This window comes from Desulfosediminicola sp., from assembly GCF_048381775.1.
Classification (GTDB): Bacteria; Desulfobacterota; Desulfobulbia; order Desulfobulbales; family Desulfocapsaceae; genus Desulfopila; species Desulfopila ganghwensis.
In genome coordinates, this window is the sequence record NZ_JBLXGE010000015.1 from 139,539 (window position 1) to 154,374 (window position 14,836).

Annotated in this window: 15 protein-coding genes and 1 pseudogene; 12 read left to right on the forward strand and 4 right to left on the reverse strand. The window is 47.8% G+C overall.

Annotation, left to right across the window (positions count from 1 at the left end; all coding sequences use genetic code 11):
• Positions 1–152 precede the first annotated feature (152 nt).
• From ACN5NT_RS20920 to ACN5NT_RS20945, 6 genes are all read left to right on the forward strand, one after another.
• Entirely contained in the window at positions 153–431 is a 279-nt protein-coding gene (locus ACN5NT_RS20920) for a PqqD family protein (protein ID WP_136799776.1), read from the forward strand.
• A 14-nt stretch (positions 432–445) separates the two neighbouring features.
• Positions 446–1,516, forward strand: coding sequence for a radical SAM protein (locus ACN5NT_RS20925; protein WP_419176767.1), 1,071 nt, complete (start codon positions 446–448; stop codon positions 1,514–1,516).
• Between the two features lie 29 nt (positions 1,517–1,545).
• Entirely contained in the window at positions 1,546–1,713 is a 168-nt protein-coding gene (locus ACN5NT_RS20930; protein WP_419176768.1) for a hypothetical protein, read from the forward strand.
• Between the two features lie 232 nt (positions 1,714–1,945).
• The gene (locus ACN5NT_RS20935) at positions 1,946–2,833 is read left to right on the forward strand and encodes a hypothetical protein (RefSeq protein WP_419176769.1); all 888 of its coding nucleotides are present in this window, start codon (positions 1,946–1,948) and stop codon (positions 2,831–2,833) included.
• A complete protein-coding gene (locus ACN5NT_RS20940; RefSeq protein WP_419176770.1) occupies positions 2,826–3,260 on the forward strand; it encodes a signal peptidase I in 435 nt (144 codons plus the stop codon). The genes ACN5NT_RS20935 and ACN5NT_RS20940 overlap by 8 nt, the downstream gene beginning before the upstream one ends.
• A 552-nt stretch (positions 3,261–3,812) precedes the next feature.
• A complete protein-coding gene (locus ACN5NT_RS20945; RefSeq protein WP_136799773.1) occupies positions 3,813–4,010 on the forward strand; it encodes a hypothetical protein in 198 nt (65 codons plus the stop codon).
• A 15-nt stretch (positions 4,011–4,025) separates the two neighbouring features.
• On the opposite strand, the gene ACN5NT_RS20950 is transcribed toward ACN5NT_RS20945, so the two are convergent.
• Genes ACN5NT_RS20950 through ACN5NT_RS20965 form a run of 4 tightly spaced genes read right to left on the reverse strand, consistent with a single transcriptional unit; the run spans position 4,026 to position 7,567 of the window.
• Positions 4,026–5,915, reverse strand: a complete 1,890-nt coding sequence (locus tag ACN5NT_RS20950) for an asparagine synthase-related protein (RefSeq protein ID WP_419176771.1) — start codon at positions 5,913–5,915, stop codon at positions 4,026–4,028.
• Complete coding sequence (locus ACN5NT_RS20955; RefSeq protein WP_419176772.1) at positions 5,912–6,796, reverse strand: hypothetical protein; 885 nt, start codon at positions 6,794–6,796, stop codon at positions 5,912–5,914. The genes ACN5NT_RS20950 and ACN5NT_RS20955 overlap by 4 nt, the downstream gene beginning before the upstream one ends.
• Entirely contained in the window at positions 6,793–7,251 is a 459-nt protein-coding gene (locus tag ACN5NT_RS20960) for a lasso peptide biosynthesis B2 protein (protein WP_419176773.1), read from the reverse strand. The genes ACN5NT_RS20955 and ACN5NT_RS20960 overlap by 4 nt, the downstream gene beginning before the upstream one ends.
• A gap of 25 nt (positions 7,252–7,276) precedes the next feature.
• The gene (locus tag ACN5NT_RS20965; protein ID WP_136799769.1) at positions 7,277–7,567 is read right to left on the reverse strand and encodes a PqqD family protein; all 291 of its coding nucleotides are present in this window, start codon (positions 7,565–7,567) and stop codon (positions 7,277–7,279) included.
• A 737-nt stretch (positions 7,568–8,304) separates the two neighbouring features.
• On the opposite strand from ACN5NT_RS20965, the gene ACN5NT_RS20970 reads away from it, so the two are divergent.
• From ACN5NT_RS20970 to ACN5NT_RS20995, 6 genes and pseudogenes are all read left to right on the forward strand, one after another.
• On the forward strand, positions 8,305–9,612 hold the full coding sequence (locus ACN5NT_RS20970; RefSeq protein WP_419176774.1) for a nucleotide sugar dehydrogenase: 1,308 nt from the start codon (positions 8,305–8,307) through the stop codon (positions 9,610–9,612).
• 330 nt (positions 9,613–9,942) lie between these two features.
• A complete protein-coding gene (gene mntA, locus ACN5NT_RS20975; protein ID WP_136799766.1) occupies positions 9,943–10,335 on the forward strand; it encodes a type VII toxin-antitoxin system MntA family adenylyltransferase antitoxin in 393 nt (130 codons plus the stop codon).
• On the forward strand, positions 10,332–10,730 hold the full coding sequence (gene hepT, locus ACN5NT_RS20980; RefSeq protein WP_136799765.1) for a type VII toxin-antitoxin system HepT family RNase toxin: 399 nt from the start codon (positions 10,332–10,334) through the stop codon (positions 10,728–10,730). Before mntA ends, hepT begins: the two co-directional genes overlap by 4 nt.
• A gap of 745 nt (positions 10,731–11,475) precedes the next feature.
• Positions 11,476–12,786: an MBL fold metallo-hydrolase gene (locus ACN5NT_RS20985; RefSeq protein WP_419176775.1), complete on the forward strand. Its 1,311-nt coding sequence runs from the start codon at positions 11,476–11,478 to the stop codon at positions 12,784–12,786.
• A 202-nt stretch (positions 12,787–12,988) separates the two neighbouring features.
• Entirely contained in the window at positions 12,989–14,416 is a 1,428-nt protein-coding gene (locus ACN5NT_RS20990) for a mannose-1-phosphate guanylyltransferase/mannose-6-phosphate isomerase (protein WP_419176776.1), read from the forward strand.
• 59 nt (positions 14,417–14,475) lie between these two features.
• A pseudogene (locus ACN5NT_RS20995) lies at positions 14,476–14,622 on the forward strand (MBL fold metallo-hydrolase RNA specificity domain-containing protein); the annotation flags it as partial.
• Positions 14,623–14,836 lie beyond the last annotated feature (214 nt).

Consider the following 14,836-nt stretch of genomic DNA (forward strand, 5'->3'; position numbering starts at 1 on the left):
ATGCGTATAATTGCCTATTGTAATTGTGCCTAGGTATGTTAAGAAGCGTATATCTGGCAAATAGCTGCAATCGTTTGTCAAATTAATTAATTTTCTGTCGCTGGTACGGGCTTATAGCTGAGCATTGAATATTTAACCAGGTACACAAAGAAATGAAAATCAGGCGAAGCGATAATTACGTGGGTAGAGAAGTGGCAGGTGAATTTTTGCTGATCCCGATAACAACAGTTGGTGCGGATTTACAGAAAATTAAGCATCTAAACGGGACCGCAGCAGCAATCTGGGATTGTCTGGATACTGAAAAGTCACAGAAGGAGGTACTAGAGCGACTTAGCGGTATTTATAACGTTGAAGATACCCTTCTCAAGCGAGATGTCCGGGCTACTTTTGACAGCTTTGTGAAATCGGGAATCTGTATTGTCAATGAATAAAGAGGTCTGTTGTAATGCTCTGTAATTTCAACACAGTGCTTGACTCAATGGTGGTTAAGGATCCACGGGTTCCTCTGTCGATAAAGTGTGAACTTACCTACAGGTGTAATTTTCGTTGCAAACATTGCTATTGCCGGGTTCCTGCAAATGGTCCTTCGCTCAGCAAGGAATTGCCGCTTGATGAATGGGAAAGAATCCTGGAAGAAAGTGCTGCCGAGGGGGCTCTTTTTTTAACGTTTACCGGCGGCGAACCCTTGTTGCGGCCAGACTTTAAAGAACTATGGATCTGTGCCAAGGAAAAAGGCTTTCTGGTGAGTCTTTTCACCAATGGCAGTCTTCTTTCACCTGACTGGATCGATTTTTTTAGGAAATGGTCTCCCAATGAGGTGGCAGTTTCCATATACGGTGCGTCGCCAGACAGTTATGAGCAGGTTGCGGGCTCCGCAAGCATGTTTGAAGTAGTGATGAACAACCTTGAGATGATGCGGGCTGCAGAACTGCCCCTGCTTACACGTTCAATAATCACCCGGCGCAACATAGATGAATTTGCACAACTGAAAGAACTGAACCTTAAATTTTCAAAGGAATTTACCTGGGATGCGGAGCTGTTCGGGGCAACAGAGGGCAGCCAAGGGAAACCGTTTGAGGAAAGAATTGCGCCAGGGCAGGTCGTGGCGCTTGAAGCCCAGGATCCACAGCGTGTTAAGGAGCTTGAAAAACTCTACAGCCGTTCTTTCGGGAAGAAATACGACACTGAAAAGTCATACCGGTGTGCCATGGGAGAACGGGGCTTTGCCGTCGATCCGTATGGGAATATGCGGGCGTGCCAGGTGCTGGAACCTCTGAAATATAATCTCAGGTCAGGTTCTGTTCGCGATGGCTGGCGGGAGGTGGTGCCGGAACAGCTGAGCAACCTCAAGCCGGGTGACAGCAAATGCACAACATGTGATCTTCGAATATTCTGTAGGATTTGCCCGGCCTTTGCCTTGCGGGAAGGGGGGGGGCAGGAAGGACCTACGGAATATCATTGTACGTTGGGGGAGGAGCGATTTAAGCGATATCGTTACTGCTTAGAGCGGAACTGAGCAAAAACAACACGAACAGGGGAAGTATCATGAAAGAAAAGAGAAATGACGAGAAGAAACAGTGGGAAAAGCCGGTAGTAAAAGACGTGCGTCTTGAATTTGATAAAGACGTGGTGGCTTCATGCCATACAGCTTCAGGCGGTAAAGCTGCAATCGATACCGGTTGCCTGGAAGGTCCGAATGTGAGATGCAATTAGCCCGGGCCAGCCTCATGCGAGCACTGCGGATCTCTCCTGGTTCCCCATTGAACCCCTAGGACGTCCAATAGGGAGTGTCGTCAATATTAAGCGGTGCTCATGAGGCATTCTGGTTAGCCAGTATAACTCATGTATCTGTTGCTCTTATAAACAAGATATAGAGGGGAGTGAGTAACATCCTTTTCTTCAATATGATTTCAAACTCATTGCATCAGAGCGCTATCAAAACCCTATGGGGACATATCAGAAAACGATTCAGGTAGCTGACACTGTAATACGGGTTGAGCTGGAGGAAGGCTATGGGCTGGGGCGGGATTATCGTGACTTTGAATCCCGTCCTGGGGATGCTGAAGTCGATATCCGTTTGAGATGTTCTCATGGAAAGACGCCTTTTGACTCTGATACTATCCTGTTCCGATCCGGGGAAACTGTACAGACCTCATTCTTTTTACGAGAAAAAACGTCGATATTTCGAAGGAAAAGAGAGGTCTTTATCGGCAGAAAACAGTTCACGAACTGTCGCATCTGGTGTTTATCACCAGACTATTTGAACCCGAAGGTTCCATATCTCAAAAATTGCGGTTGGCCCTTGCTGGCACTATGGGGGTATCTCTCGGTTCACGGCAAAGGCGTGCTGCTCCATGGCGCTTTAATTGAGCTGGACGGCAAACACCTCCTGCTGCTGGGGGATTCTGGTGTGGGCAAAACGACCCTGAGTCGCATGGCTGTCGCCGCAGGGGGCACCTGCCTCACTGACGAGAACCCTTTTTTGAGTGGTGGACCCGGTAAACCCAGGGTATATGGTGGCCCCTGGTATAGCGATAGATCGCTTTTACCAGATAAGCCCGTCACCACAGCGACTGGCCCGCGCCTGTTAGATGCAATATTGCTGTTACACCACGCACCGCAAAATACATTGGACCGACTGTCGATTCAGACAGCGGTCTTTGCAGTATTGCAAAATACCAGAACGTTCAATTGGCTGCCAGGCACGATATATAAGGCAATGGGCCATGTTGAGGATGCTGTGCAGGCTACCCCGGTATATTCGTATGGTTTCCTACCGGATATTTCAGCCATTGACCATTTACAACGCAATATATTCAGCGCACATGAGTAAGGAATTTGTTCACCTCATGGAGGATATCTTTTCATTGCGTACCGCCATTATTGTCAAGAGCAATGGCGGCAGTATGCAACCGACCATTCCCCGCGATGCGGTGGTGAAGCTCGAGCCGATAGATATCCAGCAGATACGGGTGGGCGATATCGTGGTGTATGAGGCCGACAGCACCAGAACAGTGATGCACCGCGTTTTTCGGAAATTCAGGCGGGATGGCACCGGCTTTGTACAGACCTGGGGAGATAATGTACTTGTGCCGGATGCTCCTGTGCCGTCTCGCTCTGTAAAGGCCAGGGTAGAAGCCTATAATGAAGATGGCGAGTGGGTGCAGTTGCCACCTGCAACCTTGATAGCCTCGATACTGGTTATGCTACGCTATGTAATAGTACGTTTGAAGTTGAAAACAGGGTTTATGAGCGCTTGACGTGCCACACAAATCAACCAGCAGTCCTGTCCCACCCCCCTCGTCCCACCCGTAGTTGCCGTTGCAGTTCCGCAGTTGCTTTCCCGTCCCACGTCCCACGTCCAACATCCCACTTGTAGTTCCGTCCCACCCGCAGTTGCAGTTGCCGTTGCAGTCACGTCCCTCGTCCACCTTCCAACATCCCACCTGCAGTTGCAGTTTTGTCCAACTAAATCTTTACCAAGTTCCTCGCTGGCTCGTAAAGAGTGTTTAGCTCTAACTTCACTGCTGCAACCCATCCGGAAAGGAGGTTATGTTGCATTAAAAAAAATGATAATTATTATTTTTTTTCGGGAAGAATATGAGAATTAATCTCATTTTTCAGTATTTATACCTATTCACATCCAGTATCTACCATGATATGGTTTGTCGGTATATCGGGTAATTACATGATATGAATAAGGTAAGTTGGCGTTATGCTTGAAATCGTAATGTTGCCCTGCCAAAATTGAAACAATAAAAATATCAGAAGCAATCTGATCAAATATTCGTCAGGTCGGTATAAGGTGGAAAATGAAGAATTCTCATACTACCAGTGCGGCAAGGTCATCGGCTGTTTTATCCCGCCGAGAAGGCGAAAAAAAAGAGTGGAAACGGCCTGAACTTACCCGGCTCAACTTGCGGGAAACAATGAGCGGAAATTATGATAGCCCCTCTGAAGGCATGGACAGAAATAAAGACGGTAAAATACCAAATGGTCTCGCCAGTTAGTCACTTCTGAACTCTTCAATTATCAAAAGAGGACATCACTGAGAATGCTGTCGCCATGGCGATGCTATTCTCTATGATTTCTTTTTTTGAAGAATGGGCCTTTTCATTCTCCAAGACCTCCAGCAGTTTTTTCTTGTTCACATATCTGGAAGCGCGGTTATTAAGTTTTTCGGTATACGCCTCCATTTGACAGGCGTTGTACATAAGGGTTAGTAGCCGATCGACTCTGTTTTTCTCTCGTTTTGAATTATTCCATAAAATGGAGTCGGGCATCAACCCTTTGGCGGCCTGGCGAAAGAGATACCTTGTGCGATAGTCATCGACAAAATATTGGCCCGGAACGCCGAGGATGAATTCGACAATCCTCTTGTCCAATAGGGGATAACTATACTCTAGCCGATTCTTTAAGGCAGCGGCATGCCACGACTCGACCCGGCTCTGGATGTGGCCGTTCTTGAGGTTGGCCAGCATGTGCCTTCGGATTGTTGGTTGCGGCTGCATGGTCAGTACGGCTTCTTTCTTTGCTTCCCTTATGACCAGTGGTAGAAAATCCTTGTTTACAAAGGGAAAGGAAGGCTTTCCTGGACATTGATTTCTAGGCATAAATTGGTACAGGCTCCGCGGAGTAAGAGGTAAAAGGACCAGATGATATAGGTTGCCAGCCAATCTTCTAGCACTGTTCCCTTTCTGCTTGGCGGCTATCTGGCCCACCTCTTTCAGGAGAGTGAAAATTCTACCCTGGCAAAGGAGGTCTGAATAGTAGGCTTCCCCGTAATAGGTGGCAAGCTCGTCTCCCCCCCAGCCGGAAAGGAGAGTGCGGGATCCAATTTCCTGTGCAGCTGTATGTATTTGATACTCGTACCAGAATCTGGCGGAGTCGCCGTCGGCGATTGAATCCGTACGCAAAAAACGAAAAATATCTTCAGCACTCAAAGAGACATAAGAGTGCATGATCCCCTCTTTTTCGGCGATGGCTCTGCTGTTGGCCCACTCGTAATGATCTGGATCATCTTCCTCGGTTGGCTCATGCAGCCAGTTGAAGGCGAGGAGTCTCTCACCTCGGTCGCGAAGTTTGCGGGAGGCGAGGACCGCAATAGTGGAGGAATCTAGACCGCCGCTAAGGTGGGAAGTGATTGGGTAGTCGCTGCGCAACCTTGCTTCGACCGCCAGATCCAGCAGTTCTCGAAGTTTTTCGGCGTAGGTCTCAGCATCCTCAAATTTCACCCTCGGAGCGTCTTTCGGACGCCAGTAACGTTTTGTTCGTATCTTGCCGGCGGTTACGCTGAGAGAATGGGCTGGTTCCAGTTTCGTTATTCTTTTGAAAAAGGTCAGTGTCGGATGGCGCAACTCCGAATGTACAAAATAATTGGCTACGGCTTCATCACAGATATCCCCTGGTATGTCAGGGTGTTGTTCCAGTGTTTTAAGGTCATTAGAGCAGACGAACAGCTTGTCGGTAAGGTGGTAATAAATTTGCTTAATACCAAGATGGTCTCTGGCGCAGAAGATTTTCTCTTTGCTCCTGTCCCAGATAACAAAAGCAAAATCGCCCAGCAGATATTTCGGGCAATCCTCCCCCCACCTCTCATACGCAGCAAGAATAAGGCTGGAATCAGTTACCTGAGACAGAGGATTGGCTTTCATGGCTAGCAGGTCAGCCAGCTCCTGCCGGTTATCCAACCGTGCATCCATGGTGATGACAAGTTGCCCCAGTGTATCGGGCAGTCGCTCAAGTTTTGATTCGGGAGTGTTCCAGAGCATTGCATGGGCCAGGGCTGCAGATCCGTTGCACCATACACCTTTGTTGTCTGGCTGCCAGCGGGATAATTCGCTGAGCACACCATCAAGTTTCGCTTCAATTATCGGCTGACCATTACGGTTGCAGGTGGCAAAGATTCCGCTCATTGCGTAACCTTACTGTGCTCAGTGATTGCGGCGTGTACCTCAGCCAGCCTGTCTTTATCCCACGGCACCCGCACCCGAAAGACCCTGATTGAGTTCAGCATAGAGGTTAGATAGGCGAGCCGCTTTGCCCTGAGGTAAGAAAACATATAAAGATAATTGGGCAGCAGGGTGTCGAACTTCATATATCCTTTAACCTCCTCAATCAAAATGTCCTCGTCAGGGCCGCACCCGGCCAGGATATAAATACCATGAATGGATTTACTTTCCGTGCTGAAGTTCTCGACTCTGTAGCCCAACTCCTCAAACTTTCGGTAGGGGCGATGGTAGGGGTGTGAGGTAACCGTCATAAACCGGTTATTGTCAATATATGTGGCCAGCTTGTCATCGGTGATAAGGGAGTGTCCCTGCCGGATAAAGTAATCGGTCATTGTTGACTTGCCCCCCATGGAGGGAGCGATAAAAAGAAGGGGCCTGCCCTCCACCTCCACCGCTCCGGCATGGAGAAAGTCATACATACCCTCCAGGGTGAAGTAGAGGGGGAGGACGAGATGGATAAACCAGAAGCTGAGCAGCCGGGCATCGCCTGCTTTATCCAGCCGGTAGTAAATAGTCCTCTCTCCTCCGAGCCAGTAAAAGCGCACCACATCTTTCACCTCATAACACCAGGGTTGACCGCCTTCGCTCCTGTCGAAGATCCGATCGGAATAAAGATAGACATGACGCCCATGTGCCTGGTAGAAGGGGAAACCGCAGGTGATCAGCTTCTTGAGATTATCGGGAGGGCCTGCCAGGAGGTTACATGAATAGCGGTGAAAGGACTCCTGGGGAAGTTGCAGAGGGAAGGGGAGGTCGCATTCCACCTTCGTGCCGTAAACAATCATATATCTCCCCATGAATAGGCGGAGACAACCGTGAAATCTTCATGACCTGTCTTGCCGGTAAGAATAACATCTCCATGTCGTGACCAGGAGTGGGCTCGCAGCTGTCCCTTGTTTACCGTATCCCTTGCTACACCGAGGAAAAAGATACCGGGAATATTTCGCCTTTGAAGCATCCGCCAGACCGTTAATGACTGGGCCAGGCAGGCACTCTGCCAGGGAGTGTAATTTGCCGCTCTTCTGACAGCCATGCCGACGGAAAGAGCCTGTGGGCTGTCTCCTGCAGCTAGGCAAGAGACATTCATCAGGTTTTTTCTATGGATAAGGGAACGGGTAATTCGTTTGAATGGCAGGATCAAGATCGCTGCGCGCATGATTCCGAGTATAAGGTATGCTTCCAGAAAGAGTTTCTTGTCTCCTCTGTCGAGTTCTGCAAATCTTTTGATTCGGCCAAACATCACAAACCCTTAACCACAACCCAGGTCAACGCTGATCCACAGGTTTCAGAGATATGAGTTCAGCTTTACAGAGTTCTGAAATATGATCCTCCAAATGCTGGCGTAGCACCTGTTCTTCTACCTCATACTCGTCTAAGAGAATATCGAAGACTTCCTGTAGCGTTTTCTGCTCTTTCAGCAGACGCCAAATATCGGTACCTATTTCATCGAGACCAAAGTAATTTTCACTGCGCATATCGAGAATAACAGTTTCGCCATCAACCTCCTGCGACAGTACTTCTTGAGATATCTCAACATGTTGGTCAAAAGAAATCATTTTATCCAATTCAAAAAACTAAATTTTAACAAAAAATGTTGGCCAAAAGAGATAGTATTACTCCTTTACCGAAAAGAGGATAACGAATCGACTGAAAACAGTCAATTGAAGTGTTTATATAGCCACCAATAAGTGAACGATACTGATCTTCCATAAAATTTTACTATGTTTCAAGCCCCAGTAATTGCAGTAGCAACCCCGTCCCACCCGCAGTTGCAGTTGCAGTTGCCGTTGCAGTCACGTCCCCCCTCCAACGTCTCCAGTCCTACGTCTATCGTCCAACCTGCAGTTGCAGTTCAGCCGTTGCCGTCCCTCCTAACCCCTCTCACCTCCCTCCTACCTGTCTTGGCAGTCGCATTTGTAGTTACATCCCCCGTCCAACCCGCTTTTTCGCTGTTGCAGTTGCCGTCCCTCCTCCCACCTAGCACCTCACCCCTCACTGTTTCTTTCGCCGTTGCAGTTACGTCCAACATCCAACATCCACCATCCAACCTGCAGTTGCAGTTCAAGATTCCCTTTTCAGGCGATTTCGGATATATCGACACATAAATCATGCCAAACCCTGACCAACCACCTAGGTGTGACTTCCAGGTCATGGATTCTACCTGCGGTGACTGGGCACACCCGGATAGGCCAAAAAGATATCAGCATCTGAGACAACTCAACCAGCGAGGGGCGGCCGGGTGGTATGACTTTGGGAGAGTGCTTTTTAATAATTCCATTTTTTAGAGAAAAAAATGAAAGATATATTGCAGAAAATTGAAAACAAAGAAGCTGTGATCGGCGTGATCGGGCTGGGCTATGTCGGACTGCCGCTTTGTCGTGAATTTGTCCGTGGTGGCGCGAAGGTCTTGGGCTTTGATGTTGATCCGAAAAAGATCGAAGCAATTGACGCCAAGAAAACCTACATCGAGCACATTCCAGATGAGACCATTGCTGAGATGGTAGAGTCCGGCCTTTTTTCTGCTACGACGAATCTGGATCGTTTGAGCGAACCGGATGCCATTTTAATAGCGGTGCCGACCCCGCTGAACAAAATGCGGGAACCGGACCTGTCATTTGTGGAAAACTCCTGCCGTGAAATTTCAATCCGTTTGCGCAAAGGTCAGCTGGTGGTGTTGGAGTCAACCACCTACCCGGGAACCACACGCGAGATTATAAAACCAATTCTGGAAGAAAGCAGTGGCTTAATAGCCGATAATAATGATTTTTATTTGGCCTATTCGCCTGAGCGAGAAGATCCAGGTCGTAAAGATTTTACCACAAAGACCATCCCAAAAGTGGTGGGTGGCTATAATGAGGCTTCCTTACAGGTGGCGACGGCGGTTTATAAGCTTGCTATTGATACCCCAGTTTCAGTCAGCAGTTGTGATGCAGCCGAAGCAGCGAAGATTCTGGAAAACACGTATCGCAGCGTGAACATTGCTTTGGTGAATGAGTTGAAGATGCTGTTTGACCGAATGGATATTGATGTCTGGGAGGTGATTAATGCGGCCAAAACCAAACCGTTCGGTTTTACTGCTTTCTATCCCGGGCCTGGGCTGGGCGGGCATTGCATTCCGATTGACCCGTTTTACCTGAGTTGGAAGGCGAAGGAATATGGCGTGCCAACCCGCTTTATTGAGCTGGCCGGGGAGATCAATACCGCCATGCCGGAATGGGTGGTAAACAAGGTGATGCATGCCCTCAATGATAAGGGTAAGGCGGTGAAGGGAAGTAAGATTCTACTGTTAGGTATGGCCTATAAACCGAATGTCGATGACGATCGTGAATCGCCAAGCTACAAGTTAATGGAACTGCTTAATAAATTCGGGGCAGAAGTTGAATATCACGATCCGCATGTGCCGATGATTCGTCATAAGCGTGAGTATCCTCAATATTACGGCAAAGAGAGTGTTGAGCTGACGAAAGAGAATCTGCAGCAGTTTGACTGCGTGCTGATCTCCACCGACCATCAGGCGGTTGATTATGCTTTTGTCTGCCAACATGCTGATCTGGTCGTTGATACCCGGAACTGCTGTGAAGATGCTGTGGTGAAGGCTTAACCGAGATAGTTTCGACTTGATCTGGCAATTACCTGTTCTGACACGGTGTTTGTCAGATCAAGTCGTTGCAGTTGCCGTCCCCCCTAACGTTGTCCTTGCAGTCCCGTCCCACGTCCAACCCGCAGTTGCAGTTCCGCAGTCGCAGTTCCCCCTCCCACCTATCTCCTCACTCCTCACTAGTCTTTCCTCCCCTCCCACCTGCAGTTTTCGCAGTTCTGCAGTTCCTTCTTCCCATTTCAACACACTACGATTAATATTTAGTGATAAACCCAATGAAAGTTAGAAGTTATATGCGTAATTACACTTCGTATATTTGATTAAAAATTCGCGATGGATACCGACAAAATCAAATCACTGCTTTCTCCTGTATTCGCAGGCTTTCAGGTAATTGATACAGCAGTGCTTTTCGGTTCTCGTGCTGTCGGGGAGCACACGGTCAATAGCGATGTCGATATTGCGGTGTTTATCAAGCAGGGCGCAGAATTCTCTTTTGATGATAAGCTGATGCTCCGGGGGGAATGCTGTCGTGCGCTGAACATTAACGAGATTGACCTTGTGGTACTGAATCAGTTGCGAAATATGATTTTGCTTGAAAATATTCTCAGTCAGCATGAAGTGCTTTACTCAGTGAACGGATCAGACTTCGATTATTTTTCAGTTCGCAAACTGCACCAGGCAATAGATTTCCGTGTGCAAAGGGCTTATGCAATGGGTGAAGAATGAAAGAACGTATCGAACAAAAGATCCATCGGGTCAACCAGTATTTGCAGAATGTTCGAAATCTTGCACCGGACTGTCAGGCCAAATTTGATTCAGATTTTGTGTACCGGGGCGCCTTGCTCCATTATCTATACCTCATGGCTGATAGCTGCATTAGTTTGGCCGAGATGGTAATCAGGGATAGAGCGTTGCGCCCGCCTCAAACATATTATGAGTCGTTTGACATTCTTGCAGAAGCTTCCATTCTCGATCAGAACTTTGCCAAATCTTTTTCAGGCATAGCAGGATTCCGCAACTTTCTGGCGCATGATTATGAAGTCGTTGAGGCCAAAGTTATTTGTAATGAGATTTTGAAACGTCTTGATGAGGTAGAAGAATTCATCAACCAAATTAACTGACGACTTTAAGAAAATTAGCCCCAGTGTCTCCCACAGGTACATCCACCATCCACCGTCCAACTTGCTTTTTCGCTTTTGCTTTTGCAGTAGCCGTTCCCCCTCCCACCTAACACCTCACCCCTCACTGTTTTTTTCGCAGTCCCCCCGCAGTTGCAGTTTCCGTCGCCGTTAGCTGTTACGTCCCACCCGCTTTTTCGCAGTTCCGCAGTCGCAGTTCCCCTCCCACCTACCCCCTCACTCCTCAATGTTTTTTTCGCAGTCCCCCCGCAGTTGCTGTTTCCGTCGCCGTTAGCTATTACGTCCCACCCGCTTTTTCGCAGTTCCGCAGTCGCAGTTCCCCTCCCACCTAACACCTCACCCCTCACTGTTGCAGTTCAGCAGTCCCAGTCGCTCAAAAACAAACTCAAAATCCAAAAATAGGCATATATACCTATTTACTAATCCCAGATAAACGGCTTAACTACTCACCCAATTAGCTGATAAATTAAGCGTAATCCTCACCTTGGAGTTCCTTTGGCTTGTTTCAAAGTCGTATTCCCCTGAGAGATTTACCGTAATACATTCCCGGCAAGCGCACCATGGCATTGAGTGAGATGTACAGGAAAACTACACCCCAACAAGCAAATCTGCCTTTAACGGAGAAGTGCAAAGAGGAAAGAGTTTCGTTTTTATACCCCCTCACCCCTAACCCCTCTCTCCTCACAGTTTTCCTCACACCTCGCTTTAATTGCCAATAATGATGAACGTGAACCCAGCCCTAGAAAACAGCTGTATCCCCCAGCACATCTCGATTAGACACTTAGGGGCAAAGGAGTGCGTCACCGGTTCCTGCCACCTGGTGCAATATGAGTCGGCGGCTGGGCAGTCAGTCAATATCCTGGTCGATTGCGGCTTAACCTACGGAGATGACCCCGAAATACCATTTACCGAGTTTCCAGTATCTCTTAATGAGATCGACTACCTCTTTTTAACCCACGCCCATATCGACCATATCGGCAGGGTGCCTGATCTGATCGATGCAGGTTTTTCAGGCGAGATCATCTGCAGCCACGCCACCAAGGCGTTGCTTTTGCCTATGCTCCACGACGCCATGTCATTTTCCGGCCGGAGCGATAGAGAGATTCATAAACTGGAAAATGCAATTGATGACCTCTCCTGGGGCTTCGAACTGCGACAGACGTTCAACCTGAAAGAGGGGGTGACTTTCTGGTTGGGTAATGCGGGCCATATACTCGGCTCCTGCTTTATTCTCTTCAATTTTCCAAACAACTCTTCCAACAACGATTTTAAGATTCTTTTTTCAGGCGATTTGGGCTGCACCAATACACCAATCCTGCCCGACCCTGATCCGCCACCTGAGTGTGACCTCATGATCCTGGAATCAACTTACGGCGACCGAACCCACCCGGATAGATCAAAAAGAATCGAGCAATTAAAAGAACTCCTCAAAAAGGCGTTGACCGATAAGGGTATCGTCTATATCCCGGCCTTTGCGTTGGGCCGGACGCAGGAACTCCTCTATGAATTGGACAGAATCAACCTTAGAATTCCGGTCTTTGTCGATTCACCGCTCGCCCTGAAGATCACCGATATTTATGCCAAGCTCTCCTCGTTCTGGGATGAAGAGGCGAAAGAGTTGCTCCTAAAAGGTGATCACCCCTTTGATTTTAAGGGATTGTACTCAGTAAAAAGCTACAGGGATCATAAGCAGCTGCTGGAGATCAAAGGCCCGGCAATAATGATAGCAGGCAGCGGCATGTGCACCGGCGGCAGAATCCTCGACCACCTCGAACAAGGTCTACAGGAACCACGCAACGACATCTTCTTTGTCGGCTACCAGGCCGAAGGTACTTTGGGCCGAAAATTGATCGAAGGAGAAATACCGGTCCGCGCCGCTATTCATACACTTAATTCCTACTCCGCCCATGCCGATCAGCAGATGCTAATTGACTGGGTAGCATCGATGCCCAAACCACCAAAAGAAATAAGGCTGGTGCATGGCGAGGTTGGAGCGAGACGTGAGCTAGCAGAAAAACTAAATCTGGTGTGGATATAATCGTGGACTGCCTACTAGTATTTGCCCAGCAGTTTCCCTCGCTTTTAAGCTTAAGCAGTTCAGCTTTTCAGCAGTTGAGTTTTTGCTGTTCACGTCCACCATCCAACGTTAAACGTCCAACTTGCTGTTGTGTCCAACATTCAACCTGCAGTTCCGTCCAACTTCCAACCAGCTGTTTAACCATCCACCAACCAAATAAAATATGATCATCCCTGTAATATTATGCGGCGGCTCTGGAACACGTCTTTGGCCATTATCCCGAGAGCTTTATCCAAAACAGCTGTTAGCTTTGACCGGGGAACAAACCCTTTTACAGCAAACCGTTCTTCGTCTTTCTGGTATAGAGAATCTTGGCAAGCCGATAATAATTTGTAATGAAGGACATCGTTTTCTCGTTGCTGAACAATTACGCCAGGTGGATATCCAGGCCGACACCATAATTCTGGAACCTGAAGGACGAAATACTGCCCCAGCTGCAGCACTCGCAGCACTACATATCACAAAGGATGGTGGTGATTCGACGATGCTGATCTTACCCGCTGATCACCTCATTCAAAATATCGAAACCTTCCATGAGGCGGTAGGGGTAGCAGCAAGCGTTGCCAGCACAAACTATATGGTCACGTTCGGTGTAATTCCTAATACACCGGAAACAGGATATGGGTATATAAAAAAGGGCTCGGTAATCGAACAAAAAACAATTCTGAATGTATTTGAAATAGATCAATTTGTCGAAAAACCCGACTTGGAGGCGGCTGAAAATTATCTTGCGGACGGGGACTATTTCTGGAATTCGGGAATGTTCGTTTTCAAGGCTTCAGTCTTTCTCGCTGAATTGGAGCATCAGAATAATCAAATCTTATCTCAATGCCGCGCAGCTTATGACAAATCCACTATAGATCTGGATTTTACTCGAGCAGATACCGCTGAATTCTCCTTATGCCCAAGTGACTCCATCGATTACGCTGTCATGGAAAAAACAGAAAAGGGTATTGTGCTCCCTGTTGATGTGGGCTGGAACGATATTGGTTCCTGGTCTGCCCTGTGGGATGTGGGAGCAAAGGATGAAAATGGCAATGTCGTGCACGGTGATGTCATGATGTACGACACAGCGAATACGTACATTCATTCTTCTGACAGGTTGGTCGCCACTATCGGTCTTGAAGATTGCATCGTAGTGGATACTGCAGACGCTGTTATGGTCGCCAAAAAAGATAGTGTGCAGGATGTAAAGAAGATTGTCGAATCATTGCATACCTTTGGCAGGCAAGAAGCTAACCTGCATAAATGCGTGTACAGGCCTTGGGGCTCATATTCAAGCATGATTCTTGAAGAAAGATTCCAGGTGAAAATCATCACAGTAAAACCCGGAGCAATCCTCTCTTTACAGATGCATCACCATAGGGCGGAGCACTGGATAGTGGTGAAAGGGACAGCGACAATCACCAGAGGTGAGGAAGAGTTCAATCTTTACGAAAATGAGTCAACTTATATCCCTCTTGGGGTAACGCACCGCCTGGAAAACCCAGGTGTTATCCCGCTGGAACTCATCGAGGTACAATCGGGCGGCTACCTGGGAGAAGATGATATCGTTCGATTCGAGGACAATTACGGCCGTTTGAGGAATTAACTGGTTTTGGAGAAATTTGGGTCTGGTCTTTATTGTTACTATATTAGGCACATACCGATCGGCAAATGTTGATTGATTGGGTGCGATCAATGCCCCAAAGGCCGAAAGAAATTCGGCTGGTGCATGGTGAGGCTGGAGCTCGAAGGGTGCTTGGAGAGTTGTTGAAACGTATAACTGATGTGCAAGAGCATGATGCTGGTGAATAATAGAGTCTTGAAAATAAATGTGGCAACTTAAGACCTGGCCCCCCATTTCATTAGTGCTGTGCCTATTAATCGGAAAGTATGAGAAAAACAGAAAAGGTGTTGAAACCTAGGAATTAAGAAAAAACGTGGTTTGTCCCGAATGGCGCTAGTTTAAGCGTGTTTTATAGGTGAAAAGCAACTGAATATATTGGCAAAAATTGGTATAATTTGCTAT